Here is a 17969-nt window from a genome sequence, read left to right as displayed (position 1 = left end):
TGAAACACCGCGTACCCCACACATCACCATCCCTCTTTCGTAAAGAGGGATAATAGGGAGTTTTTAAAATCCTCCCTCTCCCTGCCAGCGGGGAGAGGCTTGTCCGCCGGAGCTTTAGCACAGGCGGGGATAAGAGGAAAAAGGGTCAGTTTAAAGGTGAGCGTAAAATGACCGTTAACCGTAAAGAAATCGCCAACCGCGTAAATATCTGGGTCATGATGATTTCCGGCGTGGCGCTGGTTGTCTCGGCCATCGCCACCCATGACAGCGACCCCATGGAAATACACATCATCGCGGCGGTAATTTTTACCGTGGCCTGCCTGCGGCACATCATCTACCACCGCAAGGCGGTCATGCGGTATATCAGAGGCAGATAGATGCTAATTAGAGCGGTAACCACCGACGATATTCCGGCCTGGCTGGCCCTGGCTTATGAAGCCGACGATATAGTCGGCGAGCTTATCCCGGACATCGATAAGTTCTATGAGGGCTTTGACGACTATATGGCGGCCAAGATAGAGCAGCGCGAGGCCTTCATCGCGGTGGACCGCATCTCCGGCCGCTGCCTGGGGATAATCGCTTTCTCCGGGAACAACAGCCGCATAACCTTTCTGGGGGTGACCAAGGGGGCGGATTTTCAGATAGTCGGCGGCAAGCTCATGGAAATCGCTCTCAACCAACTGGATAACACTACAGAAATAACCGCCAATATTTTAAAATCGGACGAGGCGACCATCCGGCAGGAACGCGTCCTCTACGAGCGGTTCAGCTTCGTCGAATATGATAATACCATCGTGGAGAACGGCGTCCCGGCCATCCAGATGAAACGCCCGCCCGTCGCTATCCCCCGCCCCGCCTCCTTTCACCACCACTACGCCGCCTACCTGGACTGGCAGGACGCGGAAAAATGCCCGGTCTGTTCCTACGGTGAAAAAGGTCCCCCGGATACTCTGGTAATAAAAGAGTTGGAGTATTCCCGGGTCGAGGCATCACAGCTCGCCGCCCAGGGCCGACTCTGGGGCAAGTGCGAGGTCGTGTGTAAAAAGCATTACGTTACGCTGGAAGATATGCCCCTTCCGGACTTTATCGGCTATATGACGGACGTGCAGAAGGTCTCCAAAGCGCTCAAGGAGGTCACCGGAGCCACAAAAATTAACATGGAAATTCACGGCAACACCCTCCCCCACCTCCACGCCCACCTTTTCCCCCGGTATTTGGACGACCCCTACGCCGGAACATCCATAGACTACGCTAAAATATTCCCGCCCCCCTATGAAAGCAAAGCGGAGTTCGACTTTTTTGTAGAAAAAATGCGGGAGAAACTAAGCTAATCCCCCCTATTCCCCTCCCTATCTGAGCGAAACCTGAGGGTGAAATGAATCGGGGCCGCGATACGGGGTCGGGATCCGGGTATTTCAGCCTTGACCGGAATTAACGTATAATATAAACCGTAAAGTGGGTGAAACACCGCGTACCCCACACATCACCATCCCTCTTTCGTAAAGAGGGATAATAGGGAGTTTTTAGAATCCTCCCTCTCCCTGCCAGCGGGGAGAGGCTTGTCCGCCGGAGCTTTAGCACAGGCGGGGATAAGAGGAAAAGGGGTCAGTAAAGGAAAAGGAGTCAGTACAATATATCCTCTCCCTTTCATAAAGGGAGAGCTAGAGAGGGTTTTTAACACATGCCCAAAACACTAGCGGAAAAAATCTTAAGTGAAAAGAGCGGCACGGACGCTAAAGCCGGGGACATCGTCATCGCTAAAGTGGACCTCGCTTTCGTCCAGGATACCACCGGCCCGCTAACCGTGCGTCTCTACCAGAGCAGCGGCATGGGCCGGCTGGCGGACGCTGATAGGACGGTGCTGTTCATCGACCACGCCGCCCCCTCCCCCAACGCCAACCTCTCCAACGACCATATTACCCTGCGGGACTTTTCCCGGCAGAGCGGCTGCATCCTGTCTGAAGCGGGGGACGGCGTCTGCCACCAGATTGTGCAGGAGGCCTACGCCCGCCCGGGGGACGTGGTGGTCGGCGCGGACTCCCACACCGTGACCGCCGGCGGCCTGGGCGCTTTCGGGACCGGCATGGGTTCCTCGGACGTGGCGGTGGCCATGGGCCTGGGCAAGAACTGGTTACGCGTGCCGGAATCGTTCAAGGTTGAAGTCAACGGCGATTTTCAAAAGGGCGTCGGCGCCAAGGACCTGATTCTGCACCTCATCGGGCTTATCGGCGCGGACGGCGCTACCTACAAGTCGCTGGAATTTCACGGCGATACCGTTAAAAAAATGAGCATGAGCGGCCGCTTCACTATCGCCAATATGGCCGTGGAGGCCGGCGCCAAGGTGGGGCTTTTCGCCTCGGACGAGACCACCCGCCGCTTCCTGGAGTCGCAGGGGCGGGGCAAAGACTATAAGCCCCTCGCCGCCGACCCCTCCGCTGTATATGAAAAGACGATAGCCATAGATGCCGGTAAATTAGAGCCTACTGTTTCCAAGCCCCACACGGTGGACAATACCGCCCTGGCTAAAGATTTGAAAGGCGTGAAAATCCAGCAGGTGGTTATCGGCACCTGCACCAACGGCCGGCTGGAAGACCTGGCCCTCGCCACAAGCATCTTAAAGGGCAAGAGACCCGCTAAAACTGTCCGGCTGATTATTGCCCCGGCCTCCCGTTCCGTCCTGCTGGCGGCCATTCAGCAGGGCTATATCAAAACGCTGGTGGAGTCCGGCGCTATTATTTTACCGCCCGGCTGCGGCCCCTGCCTCGGTCTGCACCAGGGGGCGCTGGGCGACGGCGAAAGCTGCCTCTCCACCGCCAACCGCAACTTTGAAGGCCGCATGGGCAACCCCAAGAGCTTTATTTACTTAGCCAGCCCGGCCACGGCCGCGGCCACCGCTATCAAGGGCTTTATTACCGATCCCCGGGAGGTTTTATAAAATGCTTATTGGCAAAGCGCATAAATTCGGTGACAGCATTTCCACTGACCATATCATACCGGGGCGGTATGCATCTTTACGCAGCAACCTGCCGGAGTTGGCCAAGCACGTTCTGGAAGACGCGGACGTGAATTTTGCCAAGCAGGTCAAACCGGGCGACTTCGTGGTGGGGGGCAATAACTTTGGCTTGGGCTCCAGCCGCGAGCATGCCCCTCTGGTCATCAAGATGGCCGGCGTCAGCGCTATTTTAGCCAAGAGCGTGGCCCGTATTTTCTTCCGCAACGCTATCAACCTGGGCCTGCCCGTCTTGATTTGCGATACGGATAAAATCAATGACGGCGATGAGCTTGAAATCGACCTCACGGCGGGCACGGTAAAAGACCTTACCAGCGGCGCCGTGCTGGCCACCGGCAAAATACCGGCGGTTATGCTCAAAATCCTCAACGAGGGCGGCCTCATCGACTACGTGAAAAAGTACGGGGACATCAAGGTGTAGTTTAACTGTCATTGCGAGGAACGCAGTAACGAAGCAATCTCACCGCTTTTTCTCCCGCTCACCCTGAGTGAGCGACTTTGTCGCCATCCCGCATGACGCAGGAATCGGGACTTGTCGAAGGGTCATTACGGGAAATCTAGTGACGTGCCCGCACGCCGAAGTGCGTTAAGGCATGCAGGCGTGGCAATCTCACCCTTTGCCTTGAACCCTGACCCCAAATTAGCCATCCATCTATCGTCCCTCTCCTTGCCAGCGGGGAGAGGCTTGTCCGCCGGAGCTTTAGCGCAGGTGGGGATAAGAGGAAAAGGGGTCAGTACCGGGTACACACCATCGTCCCTGACTGTGTAATCTATCGTCCCTCTCCCTGTCAACGGGGAGAGGCTTGTCCGCCGGAGCTTTAGCGCAGGTGGGGATAAGAGGAAAAGGGGTCCGTACTCCCAACTACCAACTACTTCCCCCTTCTCTCATCCCTCTTCCCCGCGACATCCCCCTGTTGCCTCCCGCCCCCCTTTTACGCTACACTCTTTACTGTCCGGGTTAAAACACCGCCCGTACATTATGGCAACTTAACATATAACAAAAAACAATTGCCCGGATTTTATAGCTGACTTACCATAAATTAAAAAACAATTGCTTACGTACAAATCACTCGTAAGCCGCCCTAAAAAAAATATAAAAAACAATTATTCAGGAGTTTGACATTGCCGTATAACATCACACTCATACCGGGGGACGGCGTGGGGCCGGAAATATCGCAGGCCACCCGCCGCGTGCTGGAAGCCGCCGGCGTTAAGTTTAACTGGGAATTGGCCTATGCCGGCGCGGACGTCATGGCCAAAGAAGGCACCCCCCTCCCCGAAAGCGTCCTGACCTCCATCAAAAAAAATAAAGTGGCCATCAAGGGCCCGGTAACCACCCCCATCGGCACCGGTTTCCGCAGCGTTAACGTCGCCCTGCGCAAGGCTTTAGACCTCTACGCCTGCGTGCGGCCCTGCAAGACCTATCCCGGCGCCCCCACCCCCTACCGGGACGTGGATATCGTCATCGTCCGGGAAAATACGGAAGACCTCTACGCCGGCGTGGAGTTCGAGAAGGGCACTAAAGAAACCGCCGACCTTATTGCTTTTATTAACCGGCAAAAAGGCGACGTTATCCGGTCGGACGCCGGCATCAGCATCAAGATGATTACGGAGTTCGGCACCCGGCGCATCGTCAAATACGCCTTCGAGTACGCCCGCAAATACAAGCGCCGGAAAGTCACGGCCACCACCAAGGCCAATATCATGAAGTTCTCGGACGGGCTTTTCCTGGCCGTGGCGCGGGATGTCGCCAAAGACTACCCGGACATTGAGCTAAATGAAGTCCTTATCGATAACCTCTGCATGCAGCTGGTGCGCCGTCCCGGTGAGTTTGATATCATCGTGGCGCCCAACCTGTACGGGGACATTATCTCAGACCTCTGCGCCGGGCTGGTGGGCGGCCTTGGGCTGGCGCCGGGCGCCAACATCGGGGAAGGCATCGCCCTCTTCGAGCCCACCCACGGCTCCGCGCCCAAATACACCGGCCAGAACAAGGTCAACCCCATGGCCATGATGCTCTCCGGCGTGCTGATGCTGCGGCACCTCGGGGAAGTCGAAGCCGCGGACCGACTGGAAAGCGCTATCGCCGCCGTCATTAAAGAGGGTAAGAGCGTCACCTACGATATGAAACCCTCCCGCGATGACCCCTCCGCCGTGGGCACCTCGCAGGTCGCCGATGCCGTCATCCGGCATCTGAAATAATTATCCGCTCATGGTGAGCCTGTCGAACCCATGGTGAGTGAGCGATTTTACCGCCATCCCGCACCGATTCGCACCTCATCCGGTGTCCCGCATGACCATAGGGAATCGGGACCTGTCGAACCGCTCATGGTGAGTGAGCGATTTTATCGCCATCCCGCATGACCGTAGCGAATCGGGACCTGTCGAACCAAAGTGACGCGGCGGTATTCCTGCTTTTCCCCTTCCCGCCTCCCCCTTGTTAAAAGCCTGCCCTGGTCGTCTTCGAAGGGGTCAGGTCAAGTACCCCCAACTACTAATTACCAACTACAAATTACTCATCCTCCCTCCCTCTCCCTGCCAGCGGGGAGAGGCTTGTCCGCCGGAGCTTTAGCGCAGGTGGGGATAAGAGGAAAAGGGGTCAGTACCGGGTACACACCGTCGTCCCCGACTGTGTAATACATCCTCCCTCTCCCTGCCAGCGAGGAGAGGCTTGTCCGCCGGAGCTTTAGCGCAGGTGGGGATAAGAGGAAAAGGGGTCGGTACCAGGGATTAACTGGGTTTTTCTTTCTTTAACCCCCGCCCCCGCATTGAAGTAAAATCCGGTATATGCTAAAATGCCCCTGCGGTAATTTATTCAAAGGAGTGTTCAAATGGACAAAAAAGAGATTTTCCAGTTCATCTCCGAAAACCCCATCGGCTTCCTGGCTACGGTGGAAGGCAAAGCCGGCCGGGTCCGCGGCATGGATACCTTCCGCGCTGATGAAAAAGGCCTGATTTTCTATACCGGCAAGATGAAAAACGTCTTCCAGCAGATTGCGGACAACCCTAACGTCGAGGTCTGCTACTTCGCCAAGGGCGTCCAGGTAAGGGTGAGAGGCAAAATGGAAGTACTGGAAGACCTGGCGCTGAAAAAGGAAATCGTGAACAAACGGCCGTTCTTGCAGGGCGCCTATGAAAACAGCTACGAAGGCATGGCGGTCTGCCGCCTCAAGGGCCGGGCCACCACCTGGAGCATGCAGGATATGGCCGCCCCCACCACCTTTATTGATTTATAAGAAGGAGTATTACGTTGGATAAAAAAGAAATCCTGGAATTCATCACCAAGAACCCGGTGGCCTACATGGCCACGACCGAAGGTTCCAAGCCGCATGTGCGCGCCATGGGCACGTACAAAGCGAATGAGAAAGACGGCATCATCTTTTCCATGCAGGCCGTCAAGGACGTTTACAAGCAGATTGCCAAGAACCCGGAGGTCGAGCTCTGCTACTTCGCCAACGGCGTGCAGGTGAGAGTGGCCGGCAAGTTCGATGTCTGGAAGCAGATGACGGACGCCCAGAAAGAAGAAATGCTGAAAATCCGCCCCTTCCTCAAGCCCCAGGTAGACGCCAACGGCTGGGACTACGTTAAGGTCATGACGCTGAAGAACGCCAAGGCCACCGTGCTGGATATGAGCAAGCCGGTTGACCCCGCTGCCCACAAGGAGTGGGTGACGCTGTAGCTATTGGTTGAGGGGAAAAGGGAAAGGCTAAATCTCCCCTTTCCCCTCTTTACGCAAGAGAGGGATTTTCCCTTAAAGAAAAGACTTAAATCATGACTATAAAAAATCCCGACTGTATTTTCTGTAAAATAGTCGCCGGCCAAATACCGGCGCGGATAACCTACCGTGACGAGGAAATCGTGGTCTTTGAGGATATAGCTCCGGCGGCGCCGGTGCACCTGCTGGTTATCCCGGTCAAGCACATCGCGTCCGTAGCGGCCTTGACGGCGGCGGACGCCCCGCTGGCGGGCAGCATGATCATGGCGGCCAACCGGGCGGCTAAAGAGCAGGGACTGGCGGATAAAGGCTACCGCCTGATCATCAATAACGGCAAAGAGGCCGGCCAGGTGGTGCCCCACTTCCATATACACATCCTGGGCGGGCGCCCGCTGGATACCATGGGTTAGCTGCTATACCGGACTCCGGATAAAAAATAAGGGGAGGGTTTTTGATTGCCCTCCCCCTTTTTTTACACAAAACTTATCTCTACATTTTGCAGACGCCCATCGGGCAAACCGTGCGTCCCCATTTGTTGTTGAGGACAATCGCCGCGGCTCCGTAAACCGCGGACAGACCGCAGATTATACCTTCAACGCCGGGCACCACTGCTGATAAGCCCCAGAAGAAGTGGGCTGCCAGCAGGAAGAAAAGCAGCGTTAAAGTAGAGAAAATGGTAATGTGAATCTTGGTCATCTTGAACGTGCCGAAGGTCATGAAACCGGTGAACATACCCCACATGACAAACGTCCACCCAAGTCCTGCGTTATCGAGCGTGACTACGCCCGTCCATTGCAGGAGAAAACTCAGGCTGAGACCCAGCCAGAACAGGCCGTAAGAAGTAAAGGCTGTCAGGCCGAAAGTATCACCGCGCCGCCCATCGATGATGCCGGCGATAACCTGGGCCACGCCCCCCCAGAAAAAGCCGTAAATAAGAGGCATGGTGCTGGCTATCCAGCCCAGATTGTGTATCTGCAGCAGGATAGTGTTGAACCCGAAGGCAGCGAGTCCCAGGGCGCCAGGATTTGCCCACAATGGTTCTTCCTTGGTCGAGATTTGTGACACGAAAATCCTCCATTCTTTTTATATAGTAAACGGCCGGAGAGAAAATCCGCCCCGGCCGTTTATCTCGTATTTTATTTCTTGCCAGCTACCAGTGTCTGTACAACCGAGGGGTCGGCGAGAGTGGAAGTGTCGCCCAGGTTGTCTGTATTGCCGGCAGCTATTTTCACCAGGATACGGCGCATAATCTTGCCGCTGCGGGTCTTGGGCAGCCCGTCAGCAAACTGGATTACATCCGGCGTGGCGATGGGGCCGATTTGCTTGCGGACATGGGCCTTCAGTTCGGCTTCCAGTTCTGTACTCGGGTTCTGCCCGGTTTTCAGGGTTACATAGGCGTAAATGCCTTCGCCCTTCAGGGAGTGGGGCATTGGGACAACCGCCGCTTCTGCGACCTTGGGATGGGAAACCAGGCTGCTTTCCACCTCCGCGGTGCCGATGCGGTGGCCGGAGACTTTAATAACATCGTCGATGCGTCCCATCAGCCAGTAGTAGCCGTCCTTGTCCTTGCGGGCGCCGTCACCGGTGCAATAGTAGCCGGGGAACTTGCTGAAATAGGTCTCCTTGAACCTGGCGGCATCACCCCAGATGGTGCGCATCATGCCGGGCCAGGGTTTCTTGATGCAGAGCCAGCCGCCCTCGTTGGAACCTACTTCCTTGCCGTTCTCGTCGAAAATGATGGGCTCGACGCCGGGGAAAGGCAGGGAGGCGGAGCCGGGCTTGATGGGCATGGCGCCGGGCAGCGGGGTAATCAGGATGCCGCCGGTCTCGGTCTGCCACCAGGTGTCCACGATGGGGCATTTCTCTTTGCCGATAACGCGGTAATACCACATCCACGCCTCGGGGTTAATGGGCTCGCCCACGCTGCCGAGCAGCCGCAGGCTGGAAAGGTCGCGCTTGTTGGGCAGCTCTTCGCCCTCTCTCATCAGGGAGCGGATTACGGTGGGAGCGGTGTAGAAAACGTTGACCTTGAATTTTTCTACGATTTGCCAGAAGCGGTCGGCGGCGGGGTAGGTGGGGACGCTCTCGAACATGAGGCTGGTAGCCCCCGCCGATAACGGCCCGTAAACGATGTAGCTGTGCCCGGTAATCCAGCCTACGTCCGCGGTGCACATATAGACATCTTCGTCTTTAATGTCGAAAATCCATTTCATGCTCAGATAGCAGTGGAGCAGGTAGCCGGCCTGGGTATGGAGAACGCCCTTGGGCTTGCCGGTGCTGCCGCTGGTGTAGAGAACGAAAAGCGGCTCATCGGCCTCCATCGGTTCCGCCTCGCACTTGCCGGTGATATCGGCGGCGCCCATCTGCTCATGCCACCAGGAGTCCCGTCCAGCCGTCATGTTAATGTCAATGCCGAGTCTTTTTACGATAATCGCTTTCTTGATGGTGGGGCAGGCAGCCATGGCATTATCGGCGCCGTCTTTGCTCTTGATTTGCTTGCCGTTGCGCCAGTAGCCGTCGGCCGTAATCAGCAGTGTTGATTTGCAGTCCAGGATTCTATCGCGCAGGGCCTCGGCGCTGAATCCGCCGAAAACCACGCTATGGATAGCGCCGATGCGTGCGCAGGCCAGCATGGCTATGGCCAGTTCCGGAATCATCGGCAGGTAGATAGAAACGGAATCGCCTTTCTTGATGCCCAATTTCTTGAGGACATTGGCGAACTTGCATACTTCATAGTGCAGCTGCTGGTAGGTGTAGGTCTTGACATCGCTGTCCGGCTCGCCCTGCCAGATGAGGGCGGCTTTGTTTTTGCGCGCCGTCTTGAGGTGGCGGTCCAGGCAGTTATAGGCAACGTTTATTTTGCCGCCGACAAAGTGCCTGACTTCCGGCTTGTCTTTGAAATCATAGACCTCGTATTTGTCCCATTTCTTGAACCAGTCCAGCTCCTCCGCCCATTTGCCCCAGAACTTGTCCGGGTTGTTGATGGAATCGTTATAGAGCGCCTTGTACTCTTCCATGCTCTTTACAGCCGCGTTCTTGGAGAATTCCTTGGGCGGGGGGAACACGCGGTTTTCTTCCATCATGGAGGTTATGGCCTGGTCTGAGATTTGCCCAAGTATCTCTTCCTTGGCCTTACCACCAGCCTCTTTTTTGTCCTTGGTACTCACTTTTTTATCAAACTCCTTTTCTCTTTTTGGTGTATCGTTCAATGACTCCCCTTACAGGGTTTCATGATAAGTATAGCACTAAAATTACCACCTTTCTTTTATCAGCCAGCGCAAAAGCCGGGTGGCGTGGTTTCTATCCATATTGCTTACCCAGCTTTCCAGTTTTTCCATGTCGCCGTTGATTAGCGCGGCTATCTCTTCGCGGGACATGGTGTAATAATCGTACGGCTCTAACGTGGAGACATCGGCGGTACTTTCCGGCAACTGACCGTCATCGGAGACTCTAGCCAGGGCGGCCAGAATGGCTTTCCTCTTCTCCTGGCGGTCTTCCTGGTTTGCCTGTTTGCTATCTTTTCTGCGCCCCACGCTGCCTCCCCGGTTTCGCGCACCTTCAGCTATTTTAATGCTAACACTACTGAGAATCTACCAAACCGCCCTGCCGTCTTATATTATGAATCCTAAAGTCTTACTCAAATACGACCTTTAGTACTAATGCCGGAGTCTTATGTCTTTGAAAATTGCGCTTTTCCCCGGAACGTTCTACAATATAAGCGAGTTACCGGGCAATCTCAGGCAACAGGAGCGGCATGAAAACGAGGATATTAATCGCTGATGACCATGCTATGTTAAGAGAGGGCATGCGCAATCTCCTGGAGCAGGAAAAAGACTTTGAACTGGTGGGAGAAGCTACCGACGGCGAGGAAGCCGTCCGGCTGGCTAAAGAGCTGAAACCGGATATCGTTATCATGGATATCGTGATGCCGCGGCTCAACGGCGTTGAAGCCACCAAGCAAATTAAACAGGTCAGCCCATCCACCGCCCTGCTCATACTCACCGCCTACAGCGATATCCGCTATATCATCGGCCTGCTGGAAGCCGGCTCCTGCGGCTACCTTTTAAAGAACTCCCCCGGCAAGGACGTGGTGAAAGCCATCCGCGCCGTGCGCTCCGGCGAGTCCGTGCTCGACCCCGAGGTGACACGCAAGCTGGTGCAACGGCTGGCCAACCTTTCCAAAAACCAGGACGAGCGCGATACCGGCGGGCAGTTGACCTCGCGGGAGATGGAAATCCTGAAATGGGCTTCACGCGGGCTAAGCAATAAGGAAATGTCTGAAAAACTGTTTATCAGCCTGCGTACCGTCAAAGCCCACATGACCAATATCTTCAATAAGCTCGGCTGCAGTAGCCGCACCGACGCCATCATCAAAGGACTTAAGCAGGGATACATCGACCTTGATGATATACAGTAACCTCTTTTTCCTCTACAAAAGAATCCATACGAACCATGGATGAATCCGAACAGAAATACCGCCATTTGTTTGAGAACGCCTCGGACGCTATCTGGGTTCAGGACGTTAACGGGCTTTTCATGGACGGCAACCAGGCGTGGCACAAACTGACCGGCTATAGCGTGGAGGAGGTCAAGGGCGTCCACCTGGCTAAATTCCTCAGCAACGAGTCGCTGGCGCTGGCCCGGGAAGTGCGCAACAGGCTGGCCCGGGGCGAGGAGCTCAACCAGCCTTACGAGCAGCAGTTCTACATCAAGGACGGCTCTATCAAAACGGTCAAAATGTCCACCAACGCCATCATATCCAATGGCAAGATAACCGGTTTTGAGCACGTTGCCCGGGACGTGACCCAGGAAAAACAGGCTCAGGAAAATGTGCGTGCCTATCTCCAGCAAATTACCCGCGCCCAGGAGGAAGAGCGCAAGCGCATCTCCAGAGACCTCCACGATGACGTCTCCCCGGACCTGATTATCCTCATTCAAAAGCTGGACAAGCTGTCCGCGGCGCAGCGCTTGAGCCTGGTTAAGGTCAAAGAAAACCTGAAAGATATCCGCAACCAGGCGGAAAAAGCGCTGGAAGGACTGCGCGCCACGGCCCAGGGTCTGCGCCCCCGCGTTATCGATGACCTGGGACTGGTGGCCGCTCTCGAGTGGATTGCCGAGGAACTGGAGAGAGACCAGCACATCCGCACCAGGGTGGAAACCAGGAATATGGAGCGGACGCTGCCGCCGGAAACGCAGATATTGCTTTTCCGCATCGCCCAGGAAGCCCTGAACAACATCCGCAAGCACGCCGGGGCGGACAACGTGAACATTAAGGTGGACGGCGGGTTAAAGAACATCAAGATGACGGTTAGCGATAACGGGCAGGGCTTTGAGATGCCCGGTAAAATAGAGGGCATGGTCAGCGAGGGCCGGCTGGGGCTGATGGGCATGCATGAGCGGGCCAGGCTGCTGAACGGCAACTTGCAGATAAAGTCCACTCCAGGCAAAGGGACGGTGGTTACCGTAACCTTACCCTGGCCGGTCGCCGGATAGCGCGGTATCCATCATGTTATACTAGAGTGAGATATCCTTGGGGGAAGTGGGATAGTGACATGGATTTGAGCCCGGTATACGCCATGACGTTTTCCGAGCCGCTGCAAATCCTGCGGGCGGTGGGCGGGGGGATACTGGTATTTTTCGTGCCGGGATTTGCCTGGACGCTGGTTATCTTTAAAAAAATACACCTCCTGGAGAGGATTGCCCTGTCTATCGGCTTTTCCATCGCCCTGATTACTTTATCCCTGGTAGTCCTGAACATTATTTTCGACCTGGATATCAACCTGACCAACTCTTTGATTACCATCGCCGTGCTGACGGTCATCCCCGGGGGAATTTACCTTTTCCAGAGATACCGGCGGCGCGGCCCAAAGATACCCGGCGGAGAGTAAATGCACGATGCGATAATTATCGGCGGCGGACCAGCCGGGAGCGAGGTTGCCCGCCGCCTGGCGGAAAACGGTTACAAGGTACTGGTGCTGGAAAAGAAGCCCCGTCCGGGGGAGAAGTCCTGCTGTACGGGGCTGGTCGGCATGGAGTGCGTGGCTACCTTTAATATAGATGACAGGGTTATCCTCCGCCGTCTCAACAGCGCCACCCTTTTTTCACCTTCCGGCGGCAGCCTGCGCGTGTACCGGCCAGAAATGCAGGCCGTGGTGCTGGACCGGTCGGCTTTTGACATTTCCATGGCGGAACAGGCCCGGCGCGCCGGAGCGGAATACCAGTTTATGACCCGGGTAACCGGTATAAATGTTACAGGCGGGCATGCCGCCGTTACCGTCTCTTATAACAACAAAGCATCGACAATACAGGGGAGGGCGGCCGTACTGGCCGCCGGCTTTACGCCCGGCTTGAGCGAGCGGGTGGGGCTGGGAGTATCTAAAGACTACGTTATCGGCGTGCAGGTGGAAACGGAGACTCCGGGACTGGAAGAGACAGAGGTCTGGTTCGGGGACATGGCGCCGGGGTTCTTCGGCTGGCTGGTGCCTACTACGCCGGGCCGGGGTAAAGTGGGGCTTTTAGCACGGCGGGAAGCGGGGCGAAAACTGAAAAAGTGGCTGGAACGCCTGGCGGAGCAGGGTAAAGTAACTTCCGCCGACGTTAAATTACACTACGGGGCGATCCCGCTTAAGCCGCCGGCGCGCACTTACGGTGAAAGAATAGTGGCGGTGGGCGATGCCGCCGGACAGGTAAAGCCGACCAGCGGCGGCGGCATTTTTTACGGGCTGCTGGGGGCGGAGATAGCAGCGGCCACCCTTAACCGGGCGCTGGCGGATGACGACCTTTCCCGCCAGCGGCTGGCACAGTATGAACGCGCCTGGCGCCGGAAGCTGGGCAAAGAGATAAGGACGGGCTACTGGGCGCGGCAAATCTTTGAGAAAATGAGCGATAAACAAATCAATCTCATGTTCAAGATAATCAAGGCCGGCGGCATAGATAAAGCCCTGCTGGCTGCCCCGGAGGTAAGCTTCGACTGGCATGGGCGCACCATCACCAGCCTGTTAAAATACCAGCTGATAACCAAAAACCTGGGAATAGTCCGGATGCCCTTCAAACCCAAAAACATTGACCCGCGGCGTTAATAGCGTTTAGAATAAAGCGTAAGAAAGACAGGGAGAAATAAATGGCAGACAGCACGGAACAAATCCCCAGCCTGGGCGAGGCGGTAACGCTTTACCTGGGCAAACTATCGTCCGCAAATAGGGACATCAGCCAGCCGGAGGTGTATAAATTCGCCCGGTGGTACGGGTGGCAAAGCTCTTTCGCCAAACTGGCAGGACCGGCCGTAGCCAGCTATGCCGGGCAGCTGGATGTGTCCGACCTTGACTACGGAAAAAAGTTTGAGGTACTGCGCGCTTTCCTCACCTACGCCAAGAAAGCGGGCTGGAGCCGTACCAACCTCGCCACCCATATGAAAACCAAAAAGGGCAAAACCGCACCGTCCACCACCACCGCCGGGAGAACCCAGCCGGATACCGTCTCCCTCACCCAGCAGCGCTACGATGAAATGAAAACAGAACTGGAAACGCTGAAAAAGAGGAGCCGGGAACTTATGGGGGAAATACAGCGCGCCGCCGCGGACAAAGACTTCCGGGAGAACGCGCCGCTGCACGCCGCCAGGGAGGAGCGGGGGCACGTGGAGGGGAGGCTCAAAGAGCTGGAGCAGACGATAAAAGCGGCACAGATAATCGAAGAAAAGAAAGTGCCGACCAAGAAATCAAGCATCGGCGATACCATGGTCATCTATGAACTGGCCTCAGGCGAGGAATGCCGTTACATGATCGTGGACCCGCGGGAAGTAAACATCGCCAAGGGCAAGATATCCATCGCCTCACCGCTGGGCAAGGCGCTGCTGGGGCGGTGCGACGGGGAGACAGTGGAGATTACGGCGCCGGCCGGCAAGCTGCGCTACCAGATAAAAAACATCGAGCGCTAGCCTGAATATGCTATAATAGTCTTGTCACACGGGGATATAGCTCAGCCGGGAGAGCGCCGCGTTCGCATCGCGGAGGTCGGGGGTTCGAGTCCCCCTATCTCCACCAGACCCTGCCTCACCACTTCACCAACCCCAATAATAAGTCATTAAACCGTTATACACAGCACGGGAGAGCGTCCCGATTCATCGGGAAGGTCGGGGGTTCGAGTCCCCCTATCTCCATTTCTAATGTCACCAATTCCACTAACATTAAGCTTACCGTTTACGAACATTGACCTCTTTGAAACCTCCGGAATTGCCCTTAAGAATCCTATCGAATTTTTCCGCTGCAGGTTTACCCGAACCGGCCGGTAATATAGTCCTCCGTCCGCTTATATCTGGGATTGGTAAATATATGAGAAGTATTGCCGTATTCCACCAGTGCGCCGGCCCGATCCTGATCCATCAGGTTGAAAGACCCGATGCCGTACTGCCCCGTCCCGGAGATAAACCATATAGTCGCCAGGCTGCCGGCCGCCTCAGCGCAGCCCAAGAGCAGCCCGGTGGTGATATAGGGTAAGGACCACGGCACCAGGATATTTACTGCGGTAAAAATATAATAGGGCTCAGATAAAGCAACTGACCTTTAGGCCGTTTGTTAGTGATTTGTATCTTTCTATGGCTTTATTCATATCTCGCTGCCAGAGTTATCTTTTCCATTTTCCTGCCCGACCTTTTTAAAGATTACCAGGCTGTTCAATCTAGTGTAGTGTAACAGTAATATGTATACAATGTTATTGATTTCCACTATAATATAGATATGTGGAAAAAAGCTGATGCATTGATTATGACGGAAAAAGACCAAAGAACTATTGAAGCTTGGCTTCGGGCAAAGAAAACACCACAAAGAATTTTATTACGTTCTAGGATTTGCTTGCTGGCGGCAGAGGATGTATCTCATAATGCGATTGCTAAAAGATTAAACACCTCTCGGACAACGGTTGTTTTATGGACCAAACGTTTCCAGGAACAGGGACTTTCCGGGTTATCTGAAGATGCCTCTCATGGCCTCAGTCCGCGACGACTTGAGGCGGAAAAAGTGAAGTCCATAGTAGAAGCTACCCTGCAAACCAAACCTAAAGACTCGACTCACTGGTCAACCCGCACGATGGCCAAAGCCCAGGGTGTTAGTCATACTACGGTACAGAGGATATGGGATGCACATGGCTTACAACCTCACCGCGTCAAGACCTTCAAGTTGTCCAAAGACAAGCGGTTCGAGGAGAAACTGACTGACGTTGTGGGTGTGTATTTGAATCCGCCCGATAAGGCTGTAGTATTGTGTGTAGATGAAAAGACTCAGGTACAAGCTTTAGACAGGACACAACCTGGACTCCCTATGAAGAAAGGCCGCTGTGGAACCATGACGCATGATTATAAACGTAATGGAACTACCTGTCTTTTTACAGCTATGAATGTCCTGGAAGGAAAAGTTTTAGGTTCTTGTTATCCGCGACATAGACATATCGAATTCCTGAAATTTCTCCGCACTATTAATCGGGAAGTATCCGGGGAGTTGGATATTCATATGATTCTGGATAATTACGGAACACACGGGCATCCGAATGTAAAAACATGGCTGGAAAAACATCCCCGTTTCAAATTGCACTTTACACCCACAAGTTCATCCTGGCTAAACTTAATAGAGCGATGGTTCGGGGAAATCACTCGAAAGAGGATTCGTCGGGGTATCTTTCGTAGTGTCCCAGAATTGATAGCAGCTATAGAAGAATATATACGTTATAACAATGAGGATCCGAAACCTTTTGTCTGGACGAAGCGGGCTGAAAACATTATTGAGAAAGTTGCTCATTGTAAAGCGATTATAGAAACACTACACTAGCTACAGGTTAGCAAAGAGAATTCAAGGCCGGATTAAGGATGTGTTAGTGGCGGATTACGTATTATTTAATTAATACTAAAAAGAATAAACGAGCAATAACCAAGATATGTTTGTCTGAATACAATGCAGGGACTATTACAGCGGAGAGGAGTAAAAAACTGATTTATTGTCAGGCAGAATGTCCCAGCCGGTTTATCATGAGAATCATCTGGTTCAGACGCCCGGCATTCTTTTTATCGTAAGTGAAGGTAATCCTCGGTTTAATCAGCAGGCCAGGCTCGTCTTCTTCACTGGTAAGGGGTGATGTTCTGGCAATCCCCCCGCTTTTTATAATGTACCGGAAGGAAGCATTCAGCTGGCTGATAGCGTCTTCCGGCAACTCTTTTTCCAGCCTGATGACCAGTTTGTCCTGCACCTGCCGCGATGAGTGATAGGTGCTGTAGTAGTCTTTTATCAGCGCCGCGCCCTCTTCCGGGGAGCGGGCTATCCGGTAGAAGGACAGGTCTTCCGGACGGATGAAATCTTTAGCCAGTAATTGCTTCCGGACGAACTCGTCCCAGGTCTGCCAGTAATCATCGCCGGGCAATTCCATCAGTACTACCGGCATAGGCGGGGCTTTACCGGTCTGGAGCAAGGTCAGAATCTCAAAGCCTTCATCGTGGGTGCCGAATCCTCCGGGGAAAAGCGCGAAGGCGTCCGCCTCCATGACGAAGAATAGCTTACGGGTAAAGAAATATTTGAACTGCATCAATTTGGGGTCGCCCCGGATGATATCAGCCGGCTTATTCTCACCGGGCAGCAGGATATTCACACCGAAGCTGTTTTCCGGGCCGCTGCCTTCAATACCCGCCCGCATGATGCCCTCCGCCGCGCCGGTTATCACCATGTAGCCCTGCTCTTTCATCAAACGCCCGAGATTTTTAGCCATTTCATAGTACGGGGTGCCGGCCTGCACACGACTGGACCCGAAGATAGATACCTTGCGCACGTTCCGGTAGGGCTTGAATACCTGGGCGGCATAGTAGAACTCGGCGGCTACCCGGTTATATATCTTAAGGTCGAGGATATCCAGGTCGTTACGCCGGCACTTTAGAGCTTTAGTGACAATTTCCCGGTGCAATATGGAACGCAGGTCTTTGCCCCCGGCGGTCAAAATTTCATCGGCTTCTTTTAAAAGATCGGCGGCGATGTTCGGTCGTGTTTCATTCATATTTTTACTTCCATCACTATAATAAGCCCGCATTGTTAAGCCCGTATTCAGGGCAGATTAACGTTGTGTAAAATATAATTTAAATTCCGGTTTGTTGTTGTCAAGGGAAAATGTCAGGGTTTAATGTTCAGCGATTTTGTCAGTCATACTCCCTCGGCGATTAAAGTAGTTCGCTTCATAATTACCCTACTAGTTCTCGTTTTATAGCTGTTAAACGGT

Annotated in this window: 18 protein-coding genes, 1 tRNA gene and 1 pseudogene; 15 read left to right on the top strand and 5 right to left on the bottom strand. The window is 54.3% G+C overall.

Translation table 11 applies throughout. The features are described from left to right. The first annotated feature begins 167 nt into the window (after positions 1-167). The 8 genes from WC370_04785 to WC370_04750 all read left to right on the top strand — a co-directional run bounded on the left by WC370_04785 (position 168) and on the right by WC370_04750 (position 7135). Positions 168-377 carry a hypothetical protein gene (locus tag WC370_04785; GenBank protein MFA5308787.1) on the top strand — a complete coding sequence of 70 codons (210 nt, stop codon included), beginning with the start codon at positions 168-170 and terminating at the stop codon, positions 375-377. After that, on the top strand, positions 378-1331 hold the full coding sequence (locus WC370_04780) for a GNAT family N-acetyltransferase (protein ID MFA5308786.1): 954 nt from the start codon (positions 378-380) through the stop codon (positions 1329-1331). A gap of 350 nt (positions 1332-1681) precedes the next feature. Further along, positions 1682-2935: a 3-isopropylmalate dehydratase large subunit gene (locus WC370_04775; protein ID MFA5308785.1), complete on the top strand. Its 1254-nt coding sequence runs from the start codon at positions 1682-1684 to the stop codon at positions 2933-2935. 1 nt (position 2936) lies between these two features. Beyond that, complete coding sequence (locus tag WC370_04770) at positions 2937-3431, top strand: 3-isopropylmalate dehydratase small subunit (GenBank protein MFA5308784.1); 495 nt, start codon at positions 2937-2939, stop codon at positions 3429-3431. Positions 3432-4132: 701 nt separating this feature from the next. Then, positions 4133-5212 (top strand): isocitrate/isopropylmalate dehydrogenase family protein, encoded by a 1080-nt coding sequence (locus WC370_04765; GenBank protein ID MFA5308783.1) that lies wholly within the window; start codon positions 4133-4135, stop codon positions 5210-5212. 629 nt (positions 5213-5841) lie between these two features. After that, positions 5842-6246, top strand: coding sequence for a pyridoxamine 5'-phosphate oxidase family protein (locus WC370_04760; GenBank protein ID MFA5308782.1), 405 nt, complete (start codon positions 5842-5844; stop codon positions 6244-6246). 14 nt (positions 6247-6260) lie between these two features. Beyond that, on the top strand, positions 6261-6689 hold the full coding sequence (locus WC370_04755; GenBank protein MFA5308781.1) for a pyridoxamine 5'-phosphate oxidase family protein: 429 nt from the start codon (positions 6261-6263) through the stop codon (positions 6687-6689). A 92-nt stretch (positions 6690-6781) separates the two neighbouring features. Continuing rightward, positions 6782-7135: a histidine triad nucleotide-binding protein gene (locus WC370_04750; protein ID MFA5308780.1), complete on the top strand. Its 354-nt coding sequence runs from the start codon at positions 6782-6784 to the stop codon at positions 7133-7135. A 79-nt stretch (positions 7136-7214) separates the two neighbouring features. On the opposite strand, the gene WC370_04745 is transcribed toward WC370_04750, so the two are convergent. The 3 genes from WC370_04745 to WC370_04735 form a co-directional block, all read right to left on the bottom strand. After that, a complete protein-coding gene (locus WC370_04745) occupies positions 7215-7790 on the bottom strand; it encodes an acetate uptake transporter (GenBank protein ID MFA5308779.1) in 576 nt (191 codons plus the stop codon). Between the two features lie 71 nt (positions 7791-7861). Further along, positions 7862-9934, bottom strand: coding sequence for an acetate--CoA ligase (acs, locus tag WC370_04740; GenBank protein MFA5308778.1), 2073 nt, complete (start codon positions 9932-9934; stop codon positions 7862-7864). A 42-nt stretch (positions 9935-9976) separates the two neighbouring features. Beyond that, positions 9977-10258: a hypothetical protein gene (locus WC370_04735; GenBank protein ID MFA5308777.1), complete on the bottom strand. Its 282-nt coding sequence runs from the start codon at positions 10256-10258 to the stop codon at positions 9977-9979. A gap of 221 nt (positions 10259-10479) precedes the next feature. Between WC370_04735 and WC370_04730 the strand changes: the two genes are divergently transcribed. The 6 genes from WC370_04730 (at position 10480) to WC370_04705 (ending at position 14764) form a co-directional block, all read left to right on the top strand. After that, positions 10480-11142 carry a response regulator transcription factor gene (locus WC370_04730; GenBank protein ID MFA5308776.1) on the top strand — a complete coding sequence of 221 codons (663 nt, stop codon included), beginning with the start codon at positions 10480-10482 and terminating at the stop codon, positions 11140-11142. 35 nt (positions 11143-11177) lie between these two features. Beyond that, positions 11178-12218, top strand: coding sequence for a PAS domain S-box protein (locus tag WC370_04725; GenBank protein ID MFA5308775.1), 1041 nt, complete (start codon positions 11178-11180; stop codon positions 12216-12218). Between the two features lie 59 nt (positions 12219-12277). Next, on the top strand, positions 12278-12613 hold the full coding sequence (locus tag WC370_04720) for a DUF1616 domain-containing protein (GenBank protein MFA5308774.1): 336 nt from the start codon (positions 12278-12280) through the stop codon (positions 12611-12613). Beyond that, on the top strand, positions 12614-13804 hold the full coding sequence (locus tag WC370_04715; GenBank protein ID MFA5308773.1) for an NAD(P)/FAD-dependent oxidoreductase: 1191 nt from the start codon (positions 12614-12616) through the stop codon (positions 13802-13804). Positions 13805-13845: 41 nt separating this feature from the next. Then, complete coding sequence (gene greA, locus WC370_04710) at positions 13846-14658, top strand: transcription elongation factor GreA (protein MFA5308772.1); 813 nt, start codon at positions 13846-13848, stop codon at positions 14656-14658. Positions 14659-14688: 30 nt separating this feature from the next. After that, positions 14689-14764: transfer RNA gene (locus WC370_04705), tRNA-Ala, on the top strand. 228 nt (positions 14765-14992) lie between these two features. Here WC370_04705 and pstB read toward each other — a convergent pair. Continuing rightward, positions 14993-15085 (bottom strand): annotated as a pseudogene (gene pstB / locus WC370_04700) (phosphate ABC transporter ATP-binding protein). Between the two features lie 372 nt (positions 15086-15457). On the opposite strand from pstB, the gene WC370_04695 reads away from it, so the two are divergent. Continuing rightward, on the top strand, positions 15458-16540 hold the full coding sequence (locus WC370_04695; GenBank protein MFA5308771.1) for an IS630 family transposase: 1083 nt from the start codon (positions 15458-15460) through the stop codon (positions 16538-16540). A gap of 169 nt (positions 16541-16709) precedes the next feature. On the opposite strand, the gene WC370_04690 is transcribed toward WC370_04695, so the two are convergent. Then, positions 16710-17750 (bottom strand): LOG family protein, encoded by a 1041-nt coding sequence (locus WC370_04690; GenBank protein ID MFA5308770.1) that lies wholly within the window; start codon positions 17748-17750, stop codon positions 16710-16712. Positions 17751-17969: the final 219 nt, after the last annotated feature.

It is taken from the genome of Dehalococcoidales bacterium, assembly GCA_041652735.1.
GTDB lineage: Bacteria > Chloroflexota > Dehalococcoidia > Dehalococcoidales > RBG-16-60-22 > RBG-13-51-18.
The sequence above is the reverse complement of the archived record's forward strand: the minus strand, read 5'-3'. Positions and strand labels throughout refer to the sequence as shown.